General features: G+C 71.2%; 18 protein-coding genes and 1 pseudogene. 12 read left to right on the top strand and 7 right to left on the bottom strand.

Annotated features, from left to right (window positions below):
• Nucleotides 1-151 precede the first annotated feature (151 nt).
• The 6 genes and pseudogenes from FDO69_RS03840 to FDO69_RS03815 all read left to right on the top strand — a co-directional run.
• Nucleotides 152-1,135 carry a carbohydrate ABC transporter permease gene (locus tag FDO69_RS03840; RefSeq protein WP_420878486.1) on the top strand — a complete coding sequence of 328 codons (984 nt, stop codon included), beginning with the start codon at nucleotides 152-154 and terminating at the stop codon, nucleotides 1,133-1,135.
• Nucleotides 1,132-1,965: a carbohydrate ABC transporter permease gene (locus FDO69_RS03835; RefSeq protein ID WP_104778194.1), complete on the top strand. Its 834-nt coding sequence runs from the start codon at nucleotides 1,132-1,134 to the stop codon at nucleotides 1,963-1,965. The genes FDO69_RS03840 and FDO69_RS03835 overlap by 4 nt, the downstream gene beginning before the upstream one ends.
• Entirely contained in the window at nucleotides 1,965-3,239 is a 1,275-nt protein-coding gene (locus FDO69_RS03830; RefSeq protein WP_104778192.1) for an ABC transporter substrate-binding protein, read from the top strand. Before FDO69_RS03835 ends, FDO69_RS03830 begins: the two co-directional genes overlap by 1 nt.
• Nucleotides 3,240-3,310: 71 nt before the next feature.
• Nucleotides 3,311-3,934, top strand: coding sequence for a TetR/AcrR family transcriptional regulator (locus FDO69_RS03825; protein WP_104778190.1), 624 nt, complete (start codon nucleotides 3,311-3,313; stop codon nucleotides 3,932-3,934).
• On the top strand, nucleotides 3,931-5,361 hold the full coding sequence (locus FDO69_RS03820; RefSeq protein ID WP_104778188.1) for an MFS transporter: 1,431 nt from the start codon (nucleotides 3,931-3,933) through the stop codon (nucleotides 5,359-5,361). The genes FDO69_RS03825 and FDO69_RS03820 overlap by 4 nt, the downstream gene beginning before the upstream one ends.
• Nucleotides 5,362-5,427: 66 nt before the next feature.
• Nucleotides 5,428-5,546, top strand: a pseudogene (locus FDO69_RS03815) (glycosyl transferase); the annotation flags it as partial.
• A 4-nt stretch (nucleotides 5,547-5,550) separates the two neighbouring features.
• Here the strand turns inward: FDO69_RS03815 and FDO69_RS03810 are convergent.
• Nucleotides 5,551-6,501: a zinc metalloprotease gene (locus FDO69_RS03810; RefSeq protein WP_104778186.1), complete on the bottom strand. Its 951-nt coding sequence runs from the start codon at nucleotides 6,499-6,501 to the stop codon at nucleotides 5,551-5,553.
• A gap of 218 nt (nucleotides 6,502-6,719) precedes the next feature.
• On the opposite strand from FDO69_RS03810, the gene FDO69_RS03805 reads away from it, so the two are divergent.
• From FDO69_RS03805 to FDO69_RS03795, 3 genes are all read left to right on the top strand, one after another.
• Complete coding sequence (locus FDO69_RS03805; protein ID WP_104778184.1) at nucleotides 6,720-7,037, top strand: hypothetical protein; 318 nt, start codon at nucleotides 6,720-6,722, stop codon at nucleotides 7,035-7,037.
• Nucleotides 7,038-7,224: 187 nt separating this feature from the next.
• Nucleotides 7,225-7,617 carry a hypothetical protein gene (locus FDO69_RS03800; RefSeq protein WP_104778182.1) on the top strand — a complete coding sequence of 131 codons (393 nt, stop codon included), beginning with the start codon at nucleotides 7,225-7,227 and terminating at the stop codon, nucleotides 7,615-7,617.
• Nucleotides 7,614-9,431: a caspase family protein gene (locus FDO69_RS03795; RefSeq protein ID WP_104778180.1), complete on the top strand. Its 1,818-nt coding sequence runs from the start codon at nucleotides 7,614-7,616 to the stop codon at nucleotides 9,429-9,431. Before FDO69_RS03800 ends, FDO69_RS03795 begins: the two co-directional genes overlap by 4 nt.
• A gap of 118 nt (nucleotides 9,432-9,549) precedes the next feature.
• On the opposite strand, the gene FDO69_RS03790 is transcribed toward FDO69_RS03795, so the two are convergent.
• Nucleotides 9,550-11,820, bottom strand: a complete 2,271-nt coding sequence (locus tag FDO69_RS03790) for an MMPL family transporter (protein WP_104778178.1) — start codon at nucleotides 11,818-11,820, stop codon at nucleotides 9,550-9,552.
• Between the two features lie 340 nt (nucleotides 11,821-12,160).
• Here FDO69_RS03790 and FDO69_RS03785 point away from each other — a divergent pair, with 340 nt between their 5' ends.
• The 3 genes from FDO69_RS03785 to FDO69_RS03775 all read left to right on the top strand — a co-directional run bounded on the left by FDO69_RS03785 (nucleotide 12,161) and on the right by FDO69_RS03775 (nucleotide 14,258).
• Nucleotides 12,161-12,709, top strand: coding sequence for a DUF1697 domain-containing protein (locus FDO69_RS03785; RefSeq protein WP_104778176.1), 549 nt, complete (start codon nucleotides 12,161-12,163; stop codon nucleotides 12,707-12,709).
• The gene (locus FDO69_RS03780) at nucleotides 12,702-13,076 is read left to right on the top strand and encodes a nuclear transport factor 2 family protein (RefSeq protein ID WP_104778174.1); all 375 of its coding nucleotides are present in this window, start codon (nucleotides 12,702-12,704) and stop codon (nucleotides 13,074-13,076) included. Before FDO69_RS03785 ends, FDO69_RS03780 begins: the two co-directional genes overlap by 8 nt.
• 354 nt (nucleotides 13,077-13,430) lie before the next feature.
• The gene (locus FDO69_RS03775; protein ID WP_104778172.1) at nucleotides 13,431-14,258 is read left to right on the top strand and encodes a GvpL/GvpF family gas vesicle protein; all 828 of its coding nucleotides are present in this window, start codon (nucleotides 13,431-13,433) and stop codon (nucleotides 14,256-14,258) included.
• A 3-nt stretch (nucleotides 14,259-14,261) separates the two neighbouring features.
• Here the strand turns inward: FDO69_RS03775 and FDO69_RS03770 are convergent, their stop codons facing one another.
• The 5 genes from FDO69_RS03770 to FDO69_RS03750 form a co-directional block, all read right to left on the bottom strand.
• Nucleotides 14,262-15,071 (bottom strand): hypothetical protein, encoded by an 810-nt coding sequence (locus FDO69_RS03770; protein ID WP_104778170.1) that lies wholly within the window; start codon nucleotides 15,069-15,071, stop codon nucleotides 14,262-14,264.
• Entirely contained in the window at nucleotides 15,068-19,006 is a 3,939-nt protein-coding gene (locus FDO69_RS03765) for a caspase family protein (RefSeq protein ID WP_104778168.1), read from the bottom strand. The genes FDO69_RS03770 and FDO69_RS03765 overlap by 4 nt, the downstream gene beginning before the upstream one ends.
• Before the next feature lie 155 nt (nucleotides 19,007-19,161).
• Nucleotides 19,162-19,902, bottom strand: coding sequence for a sirohydrochlorin chelatase (locus tag FDO69_RS03760; RefSeq protein ID WP_104778167.1), 741 nt, complete (start codon nucleotides 19,900-19,902; stop codon nucleotides 19,162-19,164).
• A 6-nt stretch (nucleotides 19,903-19,908) separates the two neighbouring features.
• Entirely contained in the window at nucleotides 19,909-20,805 is an 897-nt protein-coding gene (locus tag FDO69_RS03755; protein ID WP_104778165.1) for an ABC transporter permease, read from the bottom strand.
• Nucleotides 20,792-21,580: an ABC transporter ATP-binding protein gene (locus FDO69_RS03750; RefSeq protein ID WP_104778163.1), complete on the bottom strand. Its 789-nt coding sequence runs from the start codon at nucleotides 21,578-21,580 to the stop codon at nucleotides 20,792-20,794. The genes FDO69_RS03755 and FDO69_RS03750 overlap by 14 nt, the downstream gene beginning before the upstream one ends.
• Nucleotides 21,581-21,627 lie beyond the last annotated feature (47 nt).

Below are 21,627 nucleotides of genomic sequence, written 5' to 3'. Positions count from 1 at the left end.
CCGTCGTCCACGCCTCGACCGTCGGGTTCCGGCCATCCACCGGTCAGTGTCGCATCGGCACAGGTCGGACGGCGTACGCGGTGCCTTGACGAGGCATATGGCCTCCACGAGCATGACCAGGCCGGCCGAGCCGCGCGAAGGGGCTGATTCCGTGACACCGGTGACCGAGGCAGCGTCCCCCTCGCCCCTTCCGCCGCCCTCGCCGCCTTCGTCATCGAGGTGGCGGGCCGGCCGCAGACCCGGCGAGGACCGGCCACGGGGCGCCGTCGGCGGCCACGGCGCCTGGTTCCTGGTACTGCCCGCCCTGATCCCGATCCTCGTCCTCAGCGCCGGTCCGCTGCTGTACGGCATCCTGCTGGCCTTCACCGACGCCCAATCCGGCCGCACCGCACCCACCCAGTGGATCGGCGGCCTCAACTTCCGGGACCTGCTGCACGACACGCTGTTCTGGGAGTCGTTCCGGGTCGGGCTGGTGTGGGCGGTCGGCGTGACCGTGCCTCAGTTCCTGCTCGCGCTGGGCCTCGCCCTGCTGCTCGACCAAAACCTGCGGCTGCGCTGGCTGGCGAGGGCTCTGGCGATCATCCCCTGGGCCATGCCCGAGGTCGTCGTCGGCATCATGTGGCGGCTCGTCTACAACCCGGACGCGGGCATCCTCAACGAGACCCTGCGCGACCTCGGGCTCGGCGGCGGCCGGGACTGGCTCAGCGGACTGGCGACCGCGCTGCCCGCCGTGATCGTCGTCGGCGTCTGGGCGGGCATGCCCCAGACGACGGTCGCGCTGCTCGCCGGGCTGCAGAACACCCCGCGTGAACTGCACGAGGCGGCGGCGGTCGACGGCGCGGGCGCCTGGCGCCGCTTCCGCACGGTCACCTGGCCCGCCCTCAAGCCCATCGCCCTGGCCATCACCGCGCTCAACCTGATCTGGAACTTCAACTCCTTCGCCCTGGTCTACGTGCTGACCAACGGCGGTCCCGGCGGCAGGACCCGCCTGCCCATGCTCTTCGCCTACGAAGAGGCCTTCCGCTACGGCCAGTTCGGCTACGCGGCGGCGATGGGCTGCGTGATGGTGGCCGTGATCTCGATCGCCCTGGCCGTCTTCCTCGCCGGCCGCCTCAGGGGAGGTGACGACACGTGAAGACCGGCCGCCCGGCCCGCGTCGGCCAGTACGCCGCGCTGCTCGCCTACCTCGTCTTCCTGGCCTTCCCGTTCCTCTGGCTGGTCTCCACCGCGTTCAAGCCGCCGCGCGAGCTGGGCAGTCTGCACCCCACATGGATCCCCAAGGACCCCACCCTCGACAACTTCCGGCAGGCGTTCGACGAACAGCCGCTGCTGCACGCCGCCCTCAACTCCCTGCTCGCCGCGCTCGCGGCGGCCGTCGTGGCCGTGCTCGTCGCGACGCCGATGGCGTACGTCGTCGCCCGGCGCCGCACCCGGCTCGCGAAGGCGGTGACGGGCTGGGTGGTGGTCAGCCAGGCGTTCCCGTTCGTCCTGCTGATCATCCCGCTGTTCCTGGTGCTGAAGAACCTCCGACTGATCAACTCGGTGCCGGGGCTGGTGCTGGTGTACGTGGTGTGGGCGCTGCCCTTCGCGCTGTGGATGCTCGCCGGGTACGTACGGGCCGTGCCGCCCGAGCTGGAGGAGGCCGCGGCGGTCGACGGGGCGGGCCGGATCCGCACGCTGGTGTCGGTGACCGCGCCGCTGCTCGCGCCGGGCATCGTGGCGACCGGACTGTTCGCGTTCATCACCGCGTGGAACGAGTTCTTCTTCGCGCTCGTACTCCTCAAGACTCCGGAGAAACAGACCCTCCCCGTGGTCCTCACCCACTTCATCGGTGCCGAAGGCGTCGCCGATCTCGGCCCGCTCGCGGCCGCCGCGTTCCTCGCGACCCTGCCCTCCCTGGTCGTCTTCGCCCTCATCCAGCGGCGGATCACGGGCGGCATGCTCACCGGGGCGGTGAAGAGCTGATGCGCACACGCCTGCTGGCCCTGGTCCTGCTGCTGCTCCTCGCCGGCTGTTCCTCCGGCGGCACCCACGACGACGCCCGGATCACCCTGCGCTTGCAGTCCCTGGCCTGGCAGGAGGAGTCCGTCGAGGCCAACAAGCAGCTGGTGAAGGAGTGGAACGCCACCCACCCGGACGTCCGTGTCGAGTACGTCCAAGGCACCTGGGACAGCGTCCACGACCAGCTTCTCACCGCCTTCGAGGGCGGCGAGGCACCCGACATCATCCACGACGCCTCCGACGACCTCGCGGACTTCGCCTACGGCGGTTACCTCGCCGATCTGACCGGCCTGCTGCCCGCGAGGCTGAAGTCGGACATTCCGCAGCGCAGTTGGGAGACCACGACCTTCGGCGACGGCGTCTATGGCGTGCCGTTCCTCCAGGAACCGCGCGTGCTCATCGCCAACGCGACGTGGCTGCGGGAGTCCGGCGTACGGATCCCGACCCCCGAGAAGCCCTGGAGCTGGGCCGAGTTCCGCCGGATCACCGAACGGCTCAGCGGCGGGGGGAAGTACGGCGTCGCCTGGCCGCTGAAGGAACCCGTCTCCGCCACGCTCAACCTCTCCCTGTCGGCGGGCGGACAGCTCTTCCACCGCAGGCCGGACGGCAAGATGACGGTGCGGTTCGGGACGGCCGACCAGGTGGTGCCGCGCACGGTGCACGCCCAGGCGAACACCGACCGCAGCGCCTCGCCGACGACCCTGGGCAGCGGCGGCTCCGACACGCTGCCCGGCTTCTTCGCGGGCCGGTACGCGATGGTCCCGCTCGGGTTCTCCTATCGCCAGCAGATCGCCCAGCAGGCACCCAAGGGCTTCGACTGGCAGGTGCTGCCCGCTCCGGCGGGGGCCGGCGGCCTCACCCAGGGAGTCAGCCCGCAGACGCTCTCCATCGCCGAGGACTGCCTCCACAAGGAGGAGGCCGCGGAGTTCCTCGACTTCTTCCTCGGGCCACGGAACATGGTTCGCCTCGCCCTCGGCGACTGGATGCTGCCCACCGGCAGGCAGGCCCTGAAGGATCCCGCCCTGCACCGGACGAAGGACGGCTGGGCCACCGGCACCGCCCTCGCCGAGCACCTGAGACCCGCACCGGCCCAGTCCGTCCGCGGCTACCCCGAGTGGAAGGACAAGGTCGCCACACCCGCGTTCCAGGAGTACTACAGCGGAGCGATCGGCCTGCGTGAACTGCGCGTTCGCCTGGAGGAGGACGGCAACCTGGTGCTGGCCCGCTACCAGCGCTGAGCACCGCCCCCGGTCACCGCCGCGATCAAGGACGTAGACAGTGTCTACGGCCTCCTGGTAGACACGGTCACATGGATGCCGAGGGGACGCTGCGGGAGCGGCTGGTCGATGTCGGGGTGGAACTGGTGCTGACCGAGGGCAGCGGCTCGGTCGGGCTGCGGGAGATCGCCCGCCGGGCGGGTGTGTCGCACGGCGCGCCCCGGCGGTACTTCCCGACGCACCGGGCGCTGCTGTCGGCCGTCGCCCGCCGGGGCTTCGAGGAACTGGGCGCGCGCTCCGTCGCGGCCACGTCCGAAACCGCCCCGCCGCGTGCCCAAGTGGCGGCGCTGGCGCGGGTGTACGTCGCCTATGCCCGGGAGCGGCGTGGCATGTTCGAGTTGATGTTCCGTCATGACCTCCTCGACAGCGACGGGCAGAGCGAGGTTCCGGCCGGACCCCGGCTGCGGGAGGCGACGCTGCCGATGTTCGAGCGGTTCGTCGCGCTCGTCGCCCGGTGCCGGGGCGAGGCCACGGAGTCCTCGGCGGCCCTCACCGCGGCCGCCCTGTGGTCGAATCTGCACGGCATCGCCGAACTGTGGTCCTGGGGCAGTCTGCAACTCGCCCTCGACGGCGACCCGGGCAAGGAGCCCGCCGACGGCCCCGACCGGATCGTCGAGGCGGCGCTGGACGCCCACCTCGGCCCGGCCGCCTCATGACCGGGCGGCTGGTGCGTTCCGCCCCGCTCCTCGTCAGCGCGGCCGGGGCGATGATCGTCGCGCTGGACGGCACCGTCCTGCTGGTGGCGCAGCCCAGCCTGCAGCGCGCACTCGCCGCCGGCCCCGCACAGGTCCAGTGGACCAGCACCGGCTACCTCGTGGCGGTGGCCGCCCTGCTCGTCCTCGCGGGTCGGCTGGGGGACCGGTACGGGCACCTGCGGCTGCTGTGTACCGGTCTGCTCGGCTTCGGCGCCGCCTCCGCCGGGATCGCCCTCGCGCCCTCGGTCGGCTGGGTGATCGCCCTGCGCGTGGTCCAGGGCCTGTTCGGCGCCCTGCTCCAGCCGGCGACACTCGCGGTGCTGCGGTCGGCGTATCCAGAACGGGAGCTCCGCCGGGCCGTCGCCGTGCGGACCGGAGCGATCGCGGTGGCAGCCGGGAGCGGCCCGGTGCTCGGGGGAGTCCTCGTGGCGCACTTCGGATGGCGGGCCGTGTTCTGGCTCAACGTCCCGGTCGTGCTCGCCGCGGTGCTGCTCGCTCTCGCGGTCCGCCTTCCCGCCCCCGATCGACCGGCCCCGCAGCCGCTCGACCTCACCGGTGCGGTGCTGCTGGCGGGCACCCTCGCGCTCCTCGTCCACGCCCTGGCAGGCGTCCCGGCGCACGGCTGGACCGCCGCGCCCGCACTGCTCGAATTGTCCGCCGTGGCGGCCCTGGCGGTGGCACTCGCCGTGAGCCAGCGCCGGGCCGCCCACCCGATCGTGCCGTCGGCAGTGACACGGTCGGTACCGGTGACGGCCTCGATGGTGCTGCTCCTGCTCGCCACCGCGGGTCTGTTCGGCAGCCTGTTCACCGCCACCTTCCTCCTCCAGGGTGTCCTGGGCCTGGACCCTCTCGCCACCGGGCTCCGGGTCCTGCCGCTCACGGTGCTGATGGTGCTCGGGTCGCCCCTGGCGAGCGCCGCCCTGGGCCGTTGGGGCCCGCGACCGACCGCCGTCACCGGAACGCTCCTGGTCGTGTTCGGTGTCGCGGGCCTCGCACGGTTGTCCGCGAGCGACGCGGTGGGGCCGACGGGTGCCTTCTTCGCCCTGATCGGTGCCGGGTTCGCCGCCGTCATGGTCACCGCCACCGGGACGGTCGTCGGCGACGCGCCGCCCGAGTACGCCGGAGCCGTCGGTGGGCTCAAGCAGACGGCGACGAACATCGGCCCGACCCTCGGCATCGCCGTCACGACGAGCGTGGGCGCCGCCGCCTCCGCCGGCCCCACCCTGCTCGTCCTGGCCGCGATCACGGCCCTCGGCCTGGTCCCCGCGGCGCTGCTGCCCGGGAACCGAAAGGCGGGCATGCCGCAACGACCGCCCGGGCACGAGCCCGAGGTCCTGCACATCGACAACCGTCATGTGTCCCCGCGGCGTACTCGCGACGGCGTATGACCGGCGGACGGCGCAGCCCCCGCGCACGCCCTTCTCGGTCAACGGGAACGTGCCGTTCTCCTGGCCCTGCCGGGCCGGCATCTGGTGCTCTCGGTCGGCGAGCACGTCGACCCGCCGGGTTCGCGGACGTCCCGGACAACGTCGAGGTGCGCACCTGGGTGCCGCAGTCGGCGATCCTCAAGCGGCGCGTCACACCGCGACGGCCTGACGGCTGAGGGTCAGCCGGGCGTTGTCGAGGGTGGCGTCCATGCGTGCCGACTGGCCCTTGGTGAACATGAACATCGCGGCGTCGTCGGTGTAGTCCATGTAGTTCATGAACATGTCGCCGTCCGGTCCGTTGCCGCACGTCACATGGGGGAAGGTGGGGGAACCGGCGTTCGCTCCGGCCTGGTTGGGGGTGTCCGCCACGAAGTCGCTGCCGCTGCATCCCTCGTCGTCGTCGCCCCAGATGTGCCGCAGGTTCAGCCAGTGCCCGATCTCGTGCACGGCGGTGCGGCCGCCGTCGAAGGGGGCCGTCGCGGTGCCGGTGGTACCGAGGGCGGTGTGGGTGATGACCACGCCGTCCGTGGAGGCGGCGCCGCCCGGGAACTGGGCGTAGCCCAGCAGCCCGCGGCGCAGTTGGCAGACCCAGAGGTTCAGGTAGATGTCCGCGGGCCAGGCGTCCTGGCCCCCGCTCAGGCTGAACTTGACCAGGTCGTCGGTGTCCCAGTCGTCGACCGCGCTCTCGGTGCGCGTGATGCCGTCCGTGGGGCGTCCCAGTGGATCGGTCCGGGCGAGGTGGAACTGCAGGCGGGCGTCGGCCACCAGGTCCTGCCAGACCGCGGGCACCTTGCTCACGTCCGGATTGCTCGCGCGGTAATCCTGGTTGAGCACGTCGATCTGACTGTGGATCTGGGCGTCGCTCACGTTCTGCTCGGGGTGGCTGTGCACGACGTGCACGACGATCGGGATGTCGATCAGGCCCTGCCGGGCGGTGACCTGATCCATCGACTCGTAGGCGAACGCGGTGTTCTCGATCAGGGCCCGGTTCTCGGCGTACTCCGGGTTCAGGGTGAGGAGTCTGCGGTGGACCTCCATGGCGCCGCACCAGCGGCTGTAGTCGGGGGAGGTGGCGCGAAGGAATGCCTGCGCATCGGACATGGCGTGCCCTTCGAGGGGAGGGGGGTGCCGCGCACGCGGCTGCGGGACTGCGCGCATCGAACGCGTCGCGAGGGCCGGGCGACGTCCAGCGGAGCGGTCGGTTGCCCGTTCCCTCCGAACCCATACACTGATAATTCTAGTCACTTTGGCATAAGAGTGACAATTTCGACTTAAGGCTGACGACGCGGACGACATCGGACGAGTGAGGTGGCCGGGTCATGCGAGAGCCCCCGCCGGGCCTTTTCCGCCCGTGGTTCCACTCCTACGAGGAGGACCACGACGACGTGCGGGTCTACCGGCCGGACGGCTTCCCCTTCCCGCCCGCGCGTGGCCGCCGCGGCATGGAATTCGCCTCCGACGGCACCCTTGTCGACCACCCGCTGGGCCGCGGCGACGCCCCCGGCGCCGTACCCGGCCACTGGCGGCTCGTGTCGGACCGTCACCTCGCGCTCACCTTCGAGGGCGCCCGCCCGGACCGGGAGCTGGAGATCGTGCGCTGCGACGAGCAGGTGCTGCATGTGCGCCGGCTGGCGTAGGGCCTGCCCGCGAATCTGTGTCCCTCGCAGTTGAACGAGTAACCGCACGGTTGAGCCGTCAATTGCATTTCATCCTGCACTACTTGTCACCCTGCTCAGAGCGGCGGAAACTGGAAACGATGACGTGGAGCCCACCGACACTCCGACTCTGCGCCGCCCCGATGAGCACGAACAAAGGGGTGACCCGGTGGAGAACGAACTGCACATCCTCCTCACCGAACAGGACGCGGAAGCCGAACGCGTCGCGGAGCTGACCGGCTATCTGCGCGAGGAGCTGCTCGACCTCGACGTGGACGACGTCACCACGCTCCCCGGCGGGGAGGTCCCGCCCGGTGCGCGGGCCGTGGACGTCACCCAGATCGGTGCCCTGCTGGTGACCCTGGGCAGCTCGGCGACCGCCCTGAACCAGGTGATGACCGTGATCCGGTCGTGGGTGGGCCGTCGCCATGACACCCACCCGTCCCTGCAGCTGCGGATGGGCGACGACGTGCTGGAGGTGTCCGAGGCGACCGACGATCAGGTCGCCGAGGCGTTCAAGATCTTCGTCGAGCGCCATTCCAGGGCCGGAGCCGAGCCATGACGGATTCCAGACACGCGCTGATCATCGCCAACGACCGGTACGCCGACCAGGGCCTCAAGAAGCTCAGGGCGCCCGCCCAGGACGCCGCGGCCCTCGAGCGGGTGCTGCACGACCCGCAGATCGGCGACTTCGAGGTGGAGGTCGTGCACAACGCCTCGGCCGACCTCATGCGCAGGCGCATCCAGGGCTTCTTCAACGACCGCCGCCGCGCCGACACGCTCCTGCTGCACTTCTCCTGCCACGGCCTCAAGAGCGAGTCCGGCGAGCTGTACTTCGCCGCGAGCGATACCGAGCCCCCGCTGCTGGCCGCGACCGCCGTCGCCTCCCAGTTCGTCCGCGGTTGCATGTCCGGCACCCGGGCGGGCCGCAGTGTCCTGTTCCTCGACTGCTGTTACGGCGGCGCCTTCTCCCGGGGCTCGGCCTCCGTGCGCGCCGCGGGAGAGGTCAACGTCCTCGAGTCGTTCGCGAAGGACGAGCCGGTCAGCGGGCGGGGCTGGGCCGTCATCACCGCGTCCGACTCCATGGAGTACTCCTTCGAGGGCAGCGAACTCGCCGAGAACTCCGCTCCGCGGCCTTCGGTGTTCACGCACGCGGTGGTCGAAGGCCTGGAGACCGGCGAGGCCGACCTCGACGCGGACGGCCATGTCTCCCTCGACGACCTGTACGAGTACGTCTACCGGCACGTACGGGAGCAGAACCCCCATCAGACACCGAAGAAGGCGGCGGAGCTGCAAGGGGAGCTGCATCTGGCACACAGCCGGCGCGGCGGCATCAAGATCGTCGCCATTCCCTCGCCGACCTCCTTGCAGGCGGCCCTGAACAGCGACGACTTCCTCACCCGGCAGGGCGCCGTCACGGAGTTGTGCAATCGGCTGCAGCGCCCGGAGTTGCCCGTGGCGGAAGGGGCGCGTCAGCACCTGGCGGAGGTCGCCCACAACGAAGTTCAGCCGCTCGCCGATCTGGCGGCCGACGCCTTGAGCAGGATCCGCCTGGCACCGTCCCCGGACCATCTGGACTTCGGCCGGGTACCGAGGGGCTCGAACCCTCCCAAGCGGTCCGTGACCCTGCAGGGCCCACCGCTGGCCCGTCACTGCGTGGTGCAGCCCCGACAGCCGTGGCTGCGGGTCGATCCGGCCCGCAGCGGTCTGGAGGTCCACGTCGACACGGCTGCCACGGGGCCCCTCTTCGGGGACCTCGTGCTGAGGGGCGTGGCCGACGAGTCGGTGATCCACGTCGAGGCGGAGGTGACCCCGGCGGCCGAGGACGGTCCCACGAAGCCCGAACCGGACGTCCCGAACGACCCCCCACCGCCGAAGCCCCGAGCGCAGGACAAGCGGCGCACGGTGGTCATGGAGCCCCCGCGCATCCCGTCCAAGCCCAAGGAGCCGCCCAGGACCACTGAAGAGCAGGAGCGAACGGACCGGAAGACTCCGTCCCGGCGCGCTCCCGCCCTCGCCGGTGCCGCCCTCGCCCTCGCCGTCACGGCGCTCGCCATGCTCGTCATGACCATCCAGAGGGGGGTGGTCGCCGTCGTGGCGCGGGCCGACGCAGGGGTGTACGGCAACGTCGAGGACGACATCCGCGAGCAGGGGGCACTCACCCCGCTCATCGTGTGTCTGATCACCGGCGCGGTGGCGCTGGTCGTCGGCGCGTTCGCCCGGCACGACCTGGACGCACGGCGGGAGCATTACACGAGGCGGGCGGCCAGCGGCACGCACACACTGACCTCGGTCGCGAAGGGTCTGGCGATCCCGGCGCTGATCCTGGCCGTCCTCGCGGGCATCGCCTACCTGGTGGGCAGCGGCGAGTGGTGAGCACCTGCCGCGCGAACAACGCCGGTCGGGTGCTCCGGAACCCCTGCGCGGCGACAGGCGTGGAAGGGCCCGTCGGTCACCCCGGCGACCGACGGGCCCTTCCACGCCACCAAGGCGATCAGACCTTGAGGGGTTCGCCCTCGCCGTCCCGCGCCGCCGGCCCGGCGACCGCCTGCGGCGTCTCGTCGTGCGTGAGGTCCGGCAGCCGGTGCAGCCACTTGGGCAGGTACCAGTTGCGCTCGCCGAGCAGCGCCATCACGGCCGGCAGCAGCACGCCCCGGATGATCGTCGCGTCGATCAGCACCGCGGCCGCGAGGCCGACGCCCATCTGCTTCATGGACTGCATGGACAGCGTCCCGAAGATCGCGAACACGGCGACCATGATGACCGCGGCACTGGTGACCACCCCGGCCGTGGTGACCACGCCGTGCCGGATCGCGTCCTTCGTCGCCAGACCCCGCAGCCGCGCCTCACGGATCCGGGAGACCACGAACACGTGGTAGTCCATCGACAGGCCGAACAGGATCACGAAGAGGAACAGCGGCAGCCAGGTGATGATCGCGCCGACGCCCTCCGCGCCCACCAGCGACGCGCCCCAGCCGTGCTGGAAGACGGCGACGAGAATGCCGTACGCGGCGCCCACCGACAGCAGGTTCAGCACGATAGACGTGACCGCGATGGTCAGCGACCGGAACGACAGCAGCATCAGCGCGAAGGCGAAGACCACGACGAACGCGAACACCGGGACGACCGCTCCGCCCAGCTGGTCGTTGAAGTCCTTCGACCCGGCGACCTGCCCGGTGATGGGCGCCTCGACGCCGTCGACCTTGCCGAGCGTGGCGGGCCGCACCTCGTCGCGCAGCGTGTCCAGGCTTTCGCCGGCCTTGTCCAGGTCGGAGCCGCCGACCAGCGGGACGTACACGTAGGCCAGGTTCTGCGCGTCGTGCAGCTTGATCTCGACCGGACCCCGCGAGGCGCCCGAACTGATCGCCCGCGCGCGGAAGTCGGCGAGCGCGGACTTCACCTCGGGTGCGTTGATGTCCTTCGCCTTGACGACCACCTCGGCCGGCTCGGAGCCGCCGGGGAAGGCGTCGTTGAGCCGGTTGTAGGTCTGCACGATGGGCAGGGAGTCGCCGAACTCCTGGTCCAGGGTGAGCTGCTGCATCTTCATGCCGAGCGCGGGCGCCGCGACCGCGAGCAGCGCACCGGTCGCGACGACCAGCGAGACGGCGGGCCTGGCGAGCACGACCTTCAGGACGGCGCTCCAGAACCGGCTCCCCTCGGAGGTCCGGCTGCCGGTGCCGTTCCTGCGGCGCTTGTCGGGGTGCAGGAAGGGGATCCGGCCCTTCTCCACGCGCTCGCCGAGCAGCGAGAGCAGCGCGGGCAGCACGGTCACCGAACCGACCATGGCGACCGCGACCACCATCAGGGAGGCCAGGCCCATCGCCTCGAACGTGGCGAGCCCGGTGAACAGCATGCCCGCCATCGCCACGCACACGGTGACACCGGAGACGATCACGGCACGGCCACTGGTCGCCGCGGCGATCCGCAGCGCGGTCTCCGCGTCCCGGCCCGCCGCCCGCTCCTCCCGCTCACGGCGCAGGTAGAACAGGCAGTAGTCGACCCCCACGGCCAGGCCGACCAGCAGCATCACGGAGCTCGCGGTGTCGTCCATCGGCTGCCAGTGGCTGACAATGCTCATCAGACCCATCGTCGCCATGATCGCGGTGAGCGCGAGCGCCACCGGGAGCAGCGCGGCGACCAGCGCGCCGAACGCGATCAGCAGAATGCCCAGGGCCACCGGCACAGCGGAGTACTCGGCCTTCTGGAAGTCGTCGCCGAACGCGTCGGAGAACGTCTTCATCATGCTGGCGCCGCCGATCTCCTCGATCCGCAGCGAGGAGTGTTCCTTCTGCACGCCCGCGACGGCGTCGAGCACGGGCTCGACCCGGTCGCCCGCCGTGTCGGAGTCCCCGCGCATGTCGAACTGCACGAGCGCGCTGCGCCCGTCCTTCGAGATCGTCTTCGTGTCATACGGCGACGTCACGTCGGTGACCTTGCCGGTCCCCTCGACGGCCTCGACGACCGAGGCGACGGCGTTCCTGAACTCCGTGTCGGTGGCCTTGAGGGAGCCGTCCTTCGCCTGGACGAGGACGGTCTCATTGGCCGGCTCCTCGATGCCGGCGTCCTCGATGATCTTGGCGGCGGTGTGGGTCTCGCCCGACAGCTGGTCGCTCTCCTTGACGTCGACCGTGCCCATCGCCGAACCGAGCCCCATCGCCAGGACGACGAACAGCACCCAGATGCCGACGGCAGCCCATCGGTGCCGGGCGCTCCAGCCACCGGCCCGGGCGGCGAAGCCCCGCACCCGTATGTCTCCGTTCCCCATGACCGGTTTGCCCCCTCGTAATGCGGTGGCGGCCCCCTGCCGCCCCCTTTCGCTTCGAAGGTATGGGCTGGATAAAGCCATCTCGTCGTACTGCCCGGTGAAGTGGCGGGGTCCGAACTCATCCCCACGGAGCGAGCTCCCTCCCCACTGGGGAGGACTCCCGGAGACTGTGGTCCCTTACACCTATCGACAGACAAATCGGGCTCCTCGGGTGTGTGGATCCTGAGCAGACGGTTGTGCCCCGCGAAGACCGATGAGTAATTTACGGGGCCGGGCAGGTGCCCGCCGCGGCCGTCGTGCCCACCCCCACGGGGCACGACGGCCGCTTTATCGTGAGCGGATGACGACGACATACGCGGCTCTGCTGCGCGGCATCAACGTGGGCGGCAGCAGGAAGGTCCCCATGGCCGACCTGCGCACGCTCCTGACGGACCTCGGCCACGACGACGTCCGCACCTACCTGCAGAGCGGCCAGGCCGTGTTCTCCTGCGGACACGGCGGCGAGGAGGCGCTGGCAGCCGAGATCGCGCGGGCCATGGAGAAGCGCTTCGGGTTCGGCGTCGACGTGATCGTGCGCGACCACGCCTATCTCCGGGCGATCGCCGACGCCTGCCCGTTCCCGGCCGCCGACCTGGAGCCCAAGCAGCTGCACGTCACCTACTTCTCCGCGCCCGTCACCCCCGACCGCTTCGCGGAGATCGACCAGGACGCCTACCTCCCCGAGGAGTTCCGCCTCGGCGACCGGGCCCTGTACCTGTACGCCCCGAACGGCCTGGGCCGCTCCAAGCTGGCCGAGCACCTGTCGAAGCCGCGCATCAACAGGGGCGTGATCGCCACGACCCGCAACTGGAACACCGTCGTCAAGCTGGTGGAGATGACGGGTGCCTGAGCACAACCCCGCCGTCGAGTCCGCGATGGAGGGCGAACTCGCCCTGCTCACCCCGAAGGTCCGCCGCTCCCCCGAGCGGGTCGCGGCGCTGCTCCACCCCGACTTCCACGAGTTCGGCGCCTCCGGCCGGCACTGGAGCCGGGCCGCCATCATCGCCTCACTGGCCGCGACCACCGAGCCGGGAGCCCGCCCCGTCGCCGTCTCCGCCCTGCGCGGGGTCCAGCTCGCCCCGGACCTCGTCCACCTCACGTACGACACGGAGTACGACGGCAGCCGCGCACACCGCAGTTCACTGTGGCGGCGCACGGAGGGCCGCTGGCTGCTCTACTTCCACCAGGCGACCCCGTTCAGCGAACGGCCAACGTGATCCGGCGCGCTCTCCCGGACAGGGCGCGTACGAGGTGATCCCGGGCGGCACGGCCGGCCGCGGGTCCGCGAAGAGCCGAGGCCGGTCGTCCTCGGAGCGGGCCGCGTCGGCCGCCGCCAGATCGTCCTGGGTGGCAGGCGCGCCCTTGCGGTGCCCCGGCTCCCAGCCGTCCCAGGGGAGCAGCTCCACACCGTTCAGCACGGCCAGGTCGCGCAGGACACCGGTGGATGTTCGGTCAACCCGCCAGCCGTTCACCTGAACACCGCCGCCACCCCCTGCGTACCTAGGGAGGGACGGCACGAGAACGGAGTCTCGCGAGAGGAATCGCACGGCCACCGACAGGAGCCCGCAGTCATGAGCGACACGAACCTCGTCTACGCCTACGCGGTCCTGCGCCGCACCCCCGAGGCCGCGGCGGCCACGCCCCGTCTGCGCGGTGTCGCCGGAGAACCGATCCATCTGATCACCCCGGCGGTCACCGGCCCCCAGCTCGCCTTCGCCGTCGGCCACGTCCCGCCCGCCGACTACGACGACATCCCGCTCCAGGCCCACCTCCACGACGTGGACTGGCTGGAGGCCACGGTCCGCTCCCACCACGCCGTGGTGGCCGCCCTGGTCGCCTCCGGCGCCGCCGTACTGCCCCTGCGCCTCGCCACCGTCTACCGCGACGAGGAGGCCGCCCGGCAGGCCCTGGACACCCGGCGCGGCTACTTCCTCTCCCTGCTCGACCGCCTCACGGGCCACGTCGAACTCGGGGTCAAGACCTACGCCGCCCCGGACATCACCCCACCCGGAACCGACGCCGAATCCGCACCGGACCCGGTCACGGGCCTCGGGGTCGGCCGCGCCTACCAGGTCATCCGCCGCCGCAGACAACGCCGGAACGACGAGGCCTGGCACACGGTCACCCAGGCCGCCGCCCGCCTCACCGACACGGCCGCCACCCTCGCCGTCGACCGCGTCGCCCACACCCCCGAACGCGGCAGCCTCGCGGGCTCGGCCCCCGGCACCAACATCGGCAACGACGCCTATCTCGTCCCGGCCGACCGCGTCCACGCCTTCCGCACGGGCATCCTCGCGACCGCCGAGGGCGTCCCCGGCCTCCGCGTGGAGATCAGCGGCCCCTGGGCCCCGTACTCCTTCGCCCTCCAGCCGGAACCACACGAGGAACCGGCCGCGTGACGGTCACTCCGTCCGCAGGCCTGCCGTGATGGCTTCCGTCACCGTGCGGTGGCGCAGGTAGTCGCGCACGCCGTGCGGCCAGGCCGGCGCGATGCTGATCTCCGGCAGTTCCTCGACTCCCGGGAACACCCGGGCCACTCCCCCCTTGGGGACGGCCACGAAGTCCCCGGCATCGGCGACGTTCACCCACCGCCGCACGGCCGCGGGCTTCGTGCCCTTCCCGTCGCACGGGACCGGGTCGAGGCGGTGGAACACCGCGTGGGGGAGCGCCAGCGGCGAGCCGAGGGTGAGCAGCAGCCTCACGTCCAGTTCCTCCGCCAGTTCGTGCAGGGACTCGTAGGCGACGACGCTGCCCAGCGAGTGCGCGACGACGACGTCGGGCCGGTGCCGGAGCAGTACTTCCCGCACCCGCTCGCGCACCGCCGCACGCCGGCCGGCGAAGTAGCGTCCCACCTCGGGAAAGAACATCCGGACCGTCTTCTCGACGACGGCCGGGCGCTGCCCGGATCGCTGAGCGACCTGCCCGCACACCCACCGGACCCAGCCGGTCGCCCGCCCCTGCACACCGCTCGGGTCGACCCCCCACGCCCGCGCCCACTGCTCGACCAGCACCACGTCGGCGTCGTCCAGCTCGTCACTCTGCCGGTCACTGCGCAGAAGGTCGGCGTAGTACGCCGTTTCGAGCTCAAGCCCGGGGATCCTGTCGCCGAGCGCTTCCAGCCAGTCCGCGCGCAGGCGCTTGGAGCCGAGGTCGGGGGTGGTGTCGGCGGCTTTGTAGTTGCGGACGCCGTGGATGCCGAGGAGGCGGGTCATGGCAGCGAGGCCTCCGGTTCCGGGGGAGTGCAGCTGTAGGTGCCCAAGGCGCCGTCGGCGACGACGTAGACGAGCTGTGCGCCGGCGAACCCGAACGAGGACAACCGTCCGGCGATGGCGATCCGGGCACACAGGTGCAGCGTCCGGGCTTCCCAGACCTCGACGACCTGAATGTCCCCTCGCTGCCCGAGGGCCACGCCGACGAGCCTGCTGTCAGGAGAGAAGACGAGCGGCATCAAGGAGGACGGCTTGTCCGACAGGGAGACGCTTCTGAAGTCCCTCGGGAGCGCCGGGTCGGTCGGGAAGACGCACAGCTGCTGGAACGACATCGCGGCCAGGAGGGAGCCGTCGGGCGAGCTCCTGAGGCCCGAAAGCGGCCATGTCCAGGGGAAGCTCGTGATCTCTGCACCGGTGACCGGGTTCCGCAGACTCAGCAGCCCGTTGTCGGCATCGTGGACGGCGATGAAACGCCCGTCGGGTGATCCGACGACGCCGCCCTCGTCGAAGCGCTGCAGCTGCGGCTGACGCGCCTCGTCGGCGAGGCTTTTCCACAGCCGAAGATGCCCGTCCTCATCACCACTGACCAGGACCGACGTGTCGGGATTCACGGCGATGGAGGCCGACAGGCCGGCGACCGGCAGCCGGTTGACGACCTGCATCGACGTCGTGTCGAGGACATGGAACTCCCTCCTGCCGCCCACGACCAGTCGGCTCCCGTCGCAGGTGAAGGCCAGATCGTTCCCGCTCGGCACGTCCACGCTGCCGACCCGGGTGCGCGTGGCCACCGAGTACAGGGCCACTCGGCCCTCCGCCGCCACGGCGACCAGGCCGCCGTCGGGGGAGAAGCAGGTCGCCCGGGCGTGCGGCCCACCGTCCAGCAGTGCCCGGTCGCCGCCCGCCACGTCCCAGAGCGTCGTCCCCTGGGCGGAAGACACCGCCAGCAGATGCCCCACGGGGCTGAAGGCCACCGTACGGACTCTGGTGAAATCCTCCGTCTCCCCTGGATCCCACCGCGCCTCCTCCGACGGGCAGTCACCGGTGACGCCCCAGACGGAGACGCCGAGTTCCTCGCTGGCCACAGCGAGCAGGCGGCCGTCCGACGAGAAGGCCAGTGCCCTCACCGTGCCGGTTCTGCACTCCCAGGGCGGTCCGGCCAGGACGCGGTTCTCCACGTCCCACAGCTGTACGCTCCGCGTGAAGGAGTTGCGCGAGAACGCGAGCAGGCGGCCGTCGGGGGAGAAGGCCACCTTGTCGACCCCGACGAACGACGTCCTGCCGAAGAGGGGTGCGACCGGCTGCCAGGTCTCCGTCTCCAGCACCTGCACACCGCGGTTGGTCGCCGCGGCGAGCAGAGAGCCGTCCGGCGAGATCGCGATGTCGTACACCGAGCTGCCCGCGGTCGCGACGGAGCGGTTGTTGGAGTTCATGTGGCCGCCGCGCGACCACAGGAACGCGTACCGCGCGGCCTCCGGCCGGACGGCGGCCTCCTGTGCGATACGGCTGAACTGCCTTCTGACGTCCGAAAGCCCCAGCCGGTCGGCGTCGAAAGCGAACACCGACGCGCGTTCGGCGGCACCGCGCAACCGGGCGTGGGTGGCCCACGAAGCACTGAGCAGCCGCAGAAAGTCCGCAGCCTGCTCCGAGCGGACGAGGTCGAGAGCGCGGTGGTCGTCCCGGAGATCGAACCGGATGAGGAAGTACGGATCGGTGAGCAGAGACTCGGCATGCGCCACCGAGCGTGCCCGCGCGGCATGCCCCAACGCATGACGCAGCACGTACGGTTCGCCCTCGGCGGCCTCCCACGAGTCGCCGTGTCCCGGCTCGTCCGGCACGTACGGCCCGACGAGCTCCGACAACAGCCCTTCTTCGAGATCGAGGCTCGCCGCCTCGTCCAGCGGCTCCTCACTCGTCGGATGGTCGTGCAGGTAGTCGACCAGACCCTGGTGGAAGAGCCGGTACAGGGTCTCGCCGCTCTGCGGGTCGCTCCCGTACCGCAGGAAGGGGGAGGCCTCCCACAGGGTGTCCTGGACGTGCCGTTCGTCGAGGGAGTCGACGCCCATGGCCCGCAAGCAGCGCTTCAGGGTCGTGCGTGGCATGCCGTCACCGCGAGAGCGGGCCAGCACGGCGAGCACCGCCCGCATGTGGGGATAGTCGTCGCGCCGTGTCTTCAGGATCGATTCGAGCAGCGCCGGCAGGTGGGGCGACGCCGCCTTGGCGTACATGTCGGCACCCACCTCGTCGCGGGGCGGGTACTTCAGGGTCAGCAGGAAATGGACGTACAGGCCGGCGAGCAGGAACGGACCCCACGGTTCGTCCGGTCGCGCGCCGCGCACGATGTGGGCCGCGCCCTTCCTGGCCAACAGTGCGGTGAACGGGGAGGACTCGCCCGTGGCGTAGGGCTCCCGGGTGGCGAGGAGCCGCCGGATGTAACGCCGGACGTCCTGTTCGACCGCGTCGGGTGCGGCCGAGTCGAGGTCGATGTGGACGCCGTCGATGTCGGCCGCCTCTTCCAGAGCCGACAGCGCGGTGACCACTTCCCGGCGGCCGCCCAGCAGCATTCTGCACGGCGCGGGGAGGGTCTGCTCACCCAGTGGCCGAGGTGCCAGAAGCTCGGCCACGAGACGGAGCACCGCTTGTGGCTCGGTGCTCTCGTCCACGGCATCGAGCACGATGAGACGGTCCTTCTGTTCCCGAGCCAGCAAGAAGCGCAGCGCCTCGGCCGTCTGAGGCGGCGCGCTCCACTCCCCGCTGCCCGCTTCCTGGTCGTCCGTGTGCCTGGGCCGCCGCGCCCCCACCACGCAAGAGATGGCTTCGATCACCTGCCGAGCCGACCGCTGGCGTGCGTGCACCGCGACGATGTCCGGTACCTCGGGCAGGTCGAGCCCGGACGACTCCCACAACTCGCGGAAGCGCCGGCGCAGTCCGGGGTCCGCGGCACAGACGATGACCCCCAGGAGCCCGGACTTGCCCGCACCGGCCGCACCCGTGACGGTCAGCAGTGGACCTGTTCCGGACAGCCACTCCATGTAGCGGGTGAGTTCCGCCGTGCGGCCGGAGAAGAAGCCGATGCCGGTGTCGACGGGGACGAGGCCGCGGCCCGAGGCGCGGTCGGCGAAGTAGGCGGTGTCGTCGGTCCGCCGGCCGGGATCGCCCTCACCGGGGACGTGGCCCAGTGAGCGCCGCCGGGCCTGAAGCTGTTCCGGCGTGAGGGAGACCAGGCGGGGATTCGGCAGGAACGGCCAGTCCGCGTCTCCCAGTTCGACGCTGAAACCGAGGGACAGACGCTGATCGGCGGGGTCGCTCCGGATCACCCGGATCAGTTCGCGGACGAACCGGCTGAACGTGATCGACTGCTCGTCGATGTGGAGGTCCAGGTCCGCGAGCCGGTGCAGTGCCGCAGCGATCCGGCTGCTGAACTGGCCGCGTTCCGTGGGGGAGTCGCTGACGGCGGCGCCCAGGGCCCAGACGCCCCGGTCCGCGTCGATCTCGGTGAACGGCTGCCTGCCTGTCGCGACGCCGGCCGAGCAGGTGTCCACGAGGAAGACGACACGGTGCCCCATACCACCGCGCTCGACTTCCTGCTGCGCCTTCTCGATCCACCGGTCGACGTCCACCTCGCGGTTGTCCCGGGCGACGAAGGACAGCCGGTGACCTCGGTCGATCCTGCCGTGCCCGATGAGATGGACGACCACGACACTGGAGGGCGGGGGACTGTCGACGAGCTGCCCGCGCAGGAGCGCCTCCACCTCGATCTCCGTCGGATCCAGCGAGGTGCCCACCTTGGCGCCGAGCCGGTCGAAGGCCTGCTCGACCTCGCTCATCCGCGCCGCGACGAAGCCGAGTTCCTCCATGTCGGAGCCGTCGTCGAAGCTCCCCACACCGATCGACAGCACGGTGACGTCGGGAGCTGAGGGCTGCCGAGTCTCGCTCTCCAACTGGCCTCCCGGGCGCCTGGTTCGGAACGGCGCCGGGCCGAGTGGTCAGCGTCGCTCTCCGACGCTACCCGAACACCCGCCGGGCACAAGGCCGATCGTGACGCCCGGGACGGCGGCGCCGAAGACCGGGGTCCGCGGGCCGGTCGGGGAGGTCGTCAGGCGCTCGCAGCCGCGGGCAGCGGCATCCGTGCCGCCTCGTACCGCTCCAGCACGACCCGTGCCACCTCCGGCGCCGGGCCCAGGACGTCCGCCAGGACGTCCGCCTGTGCAGCACCCCGGGCGATGCGGTCCGGGAGGAAGCCGGGGGCCAGCACGTACGGGGCGACGGCGACCCGGGAGCAGCCCAGAGCGCGGAGTTCGCGGACCGCGTCCTCGGTGCGCGGAAGGGATGCGGAGGCGAACGCAGGCCGCACGGCGCACCAGCCGGTGTGCCGCCACTCCCGCGCGATTTCTGCGATCACTGCGATCGCCTCCGGGTCGGTGGACCCCGCCGAGGCCAGGACGACCCCGGTCGAGGACTTGTCGGCGGGAGTCAGGCCCGCCTCGTACAGACGCCGTTCCAGCGCCGCCAGGAGCAGGGGGGAGGGACCGAGGACGTCCGCCTGGTGGATGCGCAGCTGCGGCGGCGCGTCCGCGAGGACCGCGGGGATGTCCGCCTTCGCGTGGAACGCGCGGGTGAGCAGGAGGGGCAGGGCGACGACGTCGCGGACGCCCTGTACCGCCAGTGACTCCAGGACCCCTTGTACCGAGGGGACGTTGAAGTCCAGGAAGCCCGTTTCCACCCGTACGTCGGGGCGCGTCGCGCGCACCCGGCGTACCAGGGCGTGCACCGTCGCGGCATGCCGCGGGTCGCGGCTGCCGTGGGCGATGACGAGGAGGACGGGCTTGTTCGTCATGGGACTTCAGTTCTTCACCAGCAGGCCGCGGCTGCGCAGCACCCACCGCTCCAGCGGGCTGAAGATCAGCAGGTCGATGGCGATGCCGACGATCAGGATGAGCAGGATCGCCTCGAACACCATGGCCATGTCGCTGGCGTTGCGGCCGTTCTCCAGCAACTGGCCGAGGCCCACGCCGAGGTCGGGGAAGGACGCGATGATCTCGGCGGCCATCAGGGAGCGCCAGGAGAAGGCCCAGCCCTGCTTCAGACCCGCCACGTAACCGGGCAGGGCGGCGGGCAGGACGATGTGCCAGGTGCCCTTCAGGCCCGTGGCGCCGAGCGTGCGGCCCGCGCGCAGGAACAGCGGGGGCACCTGGTCGACGCCGGAGACCAGGCCGTTGGCGATCGAGGGGACCGCGCCGAGCAGGATCACCGCGTACATCATCGAGTTGTTCAGGCCCAGCCAGATCACTGCCGGCGGCACCCAGGCGACGGACGGCAGGGACTGCAGACCCGACAGGATCGGGCCGATCGCCGCGCGGATGAACTTCACCCGGGCCACGATCAGGCCCAGCGGCGTGCCGATCACCAGCGCGAAGAGGAAGCCGAGCAGACCGCGCGAGACGCTGGTCCAGATGTAGCCGAGCAGCTCGCCCTGGAGCCACGCAGTCTGGACGACGTCCCACACCGCGGACGGCGCGGGCAGCTTGGTCGGGTCGTCGACGACCTTGAACGAGACGAGCGCCTGCCAGACCGCCAGCACCAGTGCCACGGCGAGGACGGGCGGCAGGATCTTCTGGGTGAAGGTCTGCCGGAACGGGGTCCGGGAGGTCTGCCGCGTCTCCAGCGCGTCGAGGCCCGCCTCCAGTCCGGCGAGATCGTTGCCGTCCTTGGCGACGGCCGTCGAATCAGTGCTGGCCATGACGGCGGATCTCCCCACGCAGTTCTTCGGTGATCTCGACGGACAGCTCCGCCACGGCGGTGTCCTCGATGCGGCGCGGATGCGGGATGCCGACCGTCCACTCCCGCGCGATCCGCCCGGGGCGCGACGACAGCAGCACCACCCGCTGCGCGAGCCGCACCGCCTCGCGCACGTTGTGCGTGACGAACAGGACGGACACCTGCGTCTCGCGCCAGATGCGGGTCAGCTCGTCGTGCAGCACGTCCCGGGTGATGGCGTCCAGCGCCGCGAACGGCTCGTCCATCAGCAGCAGCTTGCTCTCCTGCGCGAGCGCACGCGCCAGCGCGACACGCTGGCGCATACCGCCCGACAGCTCGTGCACCCGCTTGCCGTGCGCGCCCTTCAGCCGGACGAGCTCGAGCAGTTCCTCGGCCCGCTCCCGGCGCTCGGCCTTCGGCACGCCCCGCAGCTTCAGGGCGAGTTCGATGTTCTTGCCCGCGGTCAGCCACGGGAACAGCGCGTGCTCCTGGAACATCAGCGCCGGACGCCCGTCCGTGGCGATCTCGCCGGCGCTGGGGCGGTCCAGGCCCGCCACCAGGTTGAGCAGGGTGGACTTGCCGCAGCCCGAGGCCCCCAGGAGGGTGACGAACTCTCCGGGCGCGACATCGAGGGTGATGTCGTCCAGGACGAGCTGCTGTCCGGCGGGGCCCGGATACGACTTCGACACGTGCTCGATCCGGGCGGCGTGCGTGGCCGACTCGGTGCCGTCGGCGGCCTTGGTGAGGGTCGTGGCCATGGTCGTCACCTCCTGGGAACTCTTCACAATGCGGCTTCGGATCGGGC

This window comes from Streptomyces tibetensis (genome assembly GCF_007655005.1).
Classification (GTDB): domain Bacteria; phylum Actinomycetota; class Actinomycetes; order Streptomycetales; family Streptomycetaceae; genus Streptomyces; species Streptomyces tibetensis.
The sequence above is the reverse complement of the archived record's forward strand: the minus strand, read 5'-3'. Positions and strand labels throughout refer to the sequence as shown.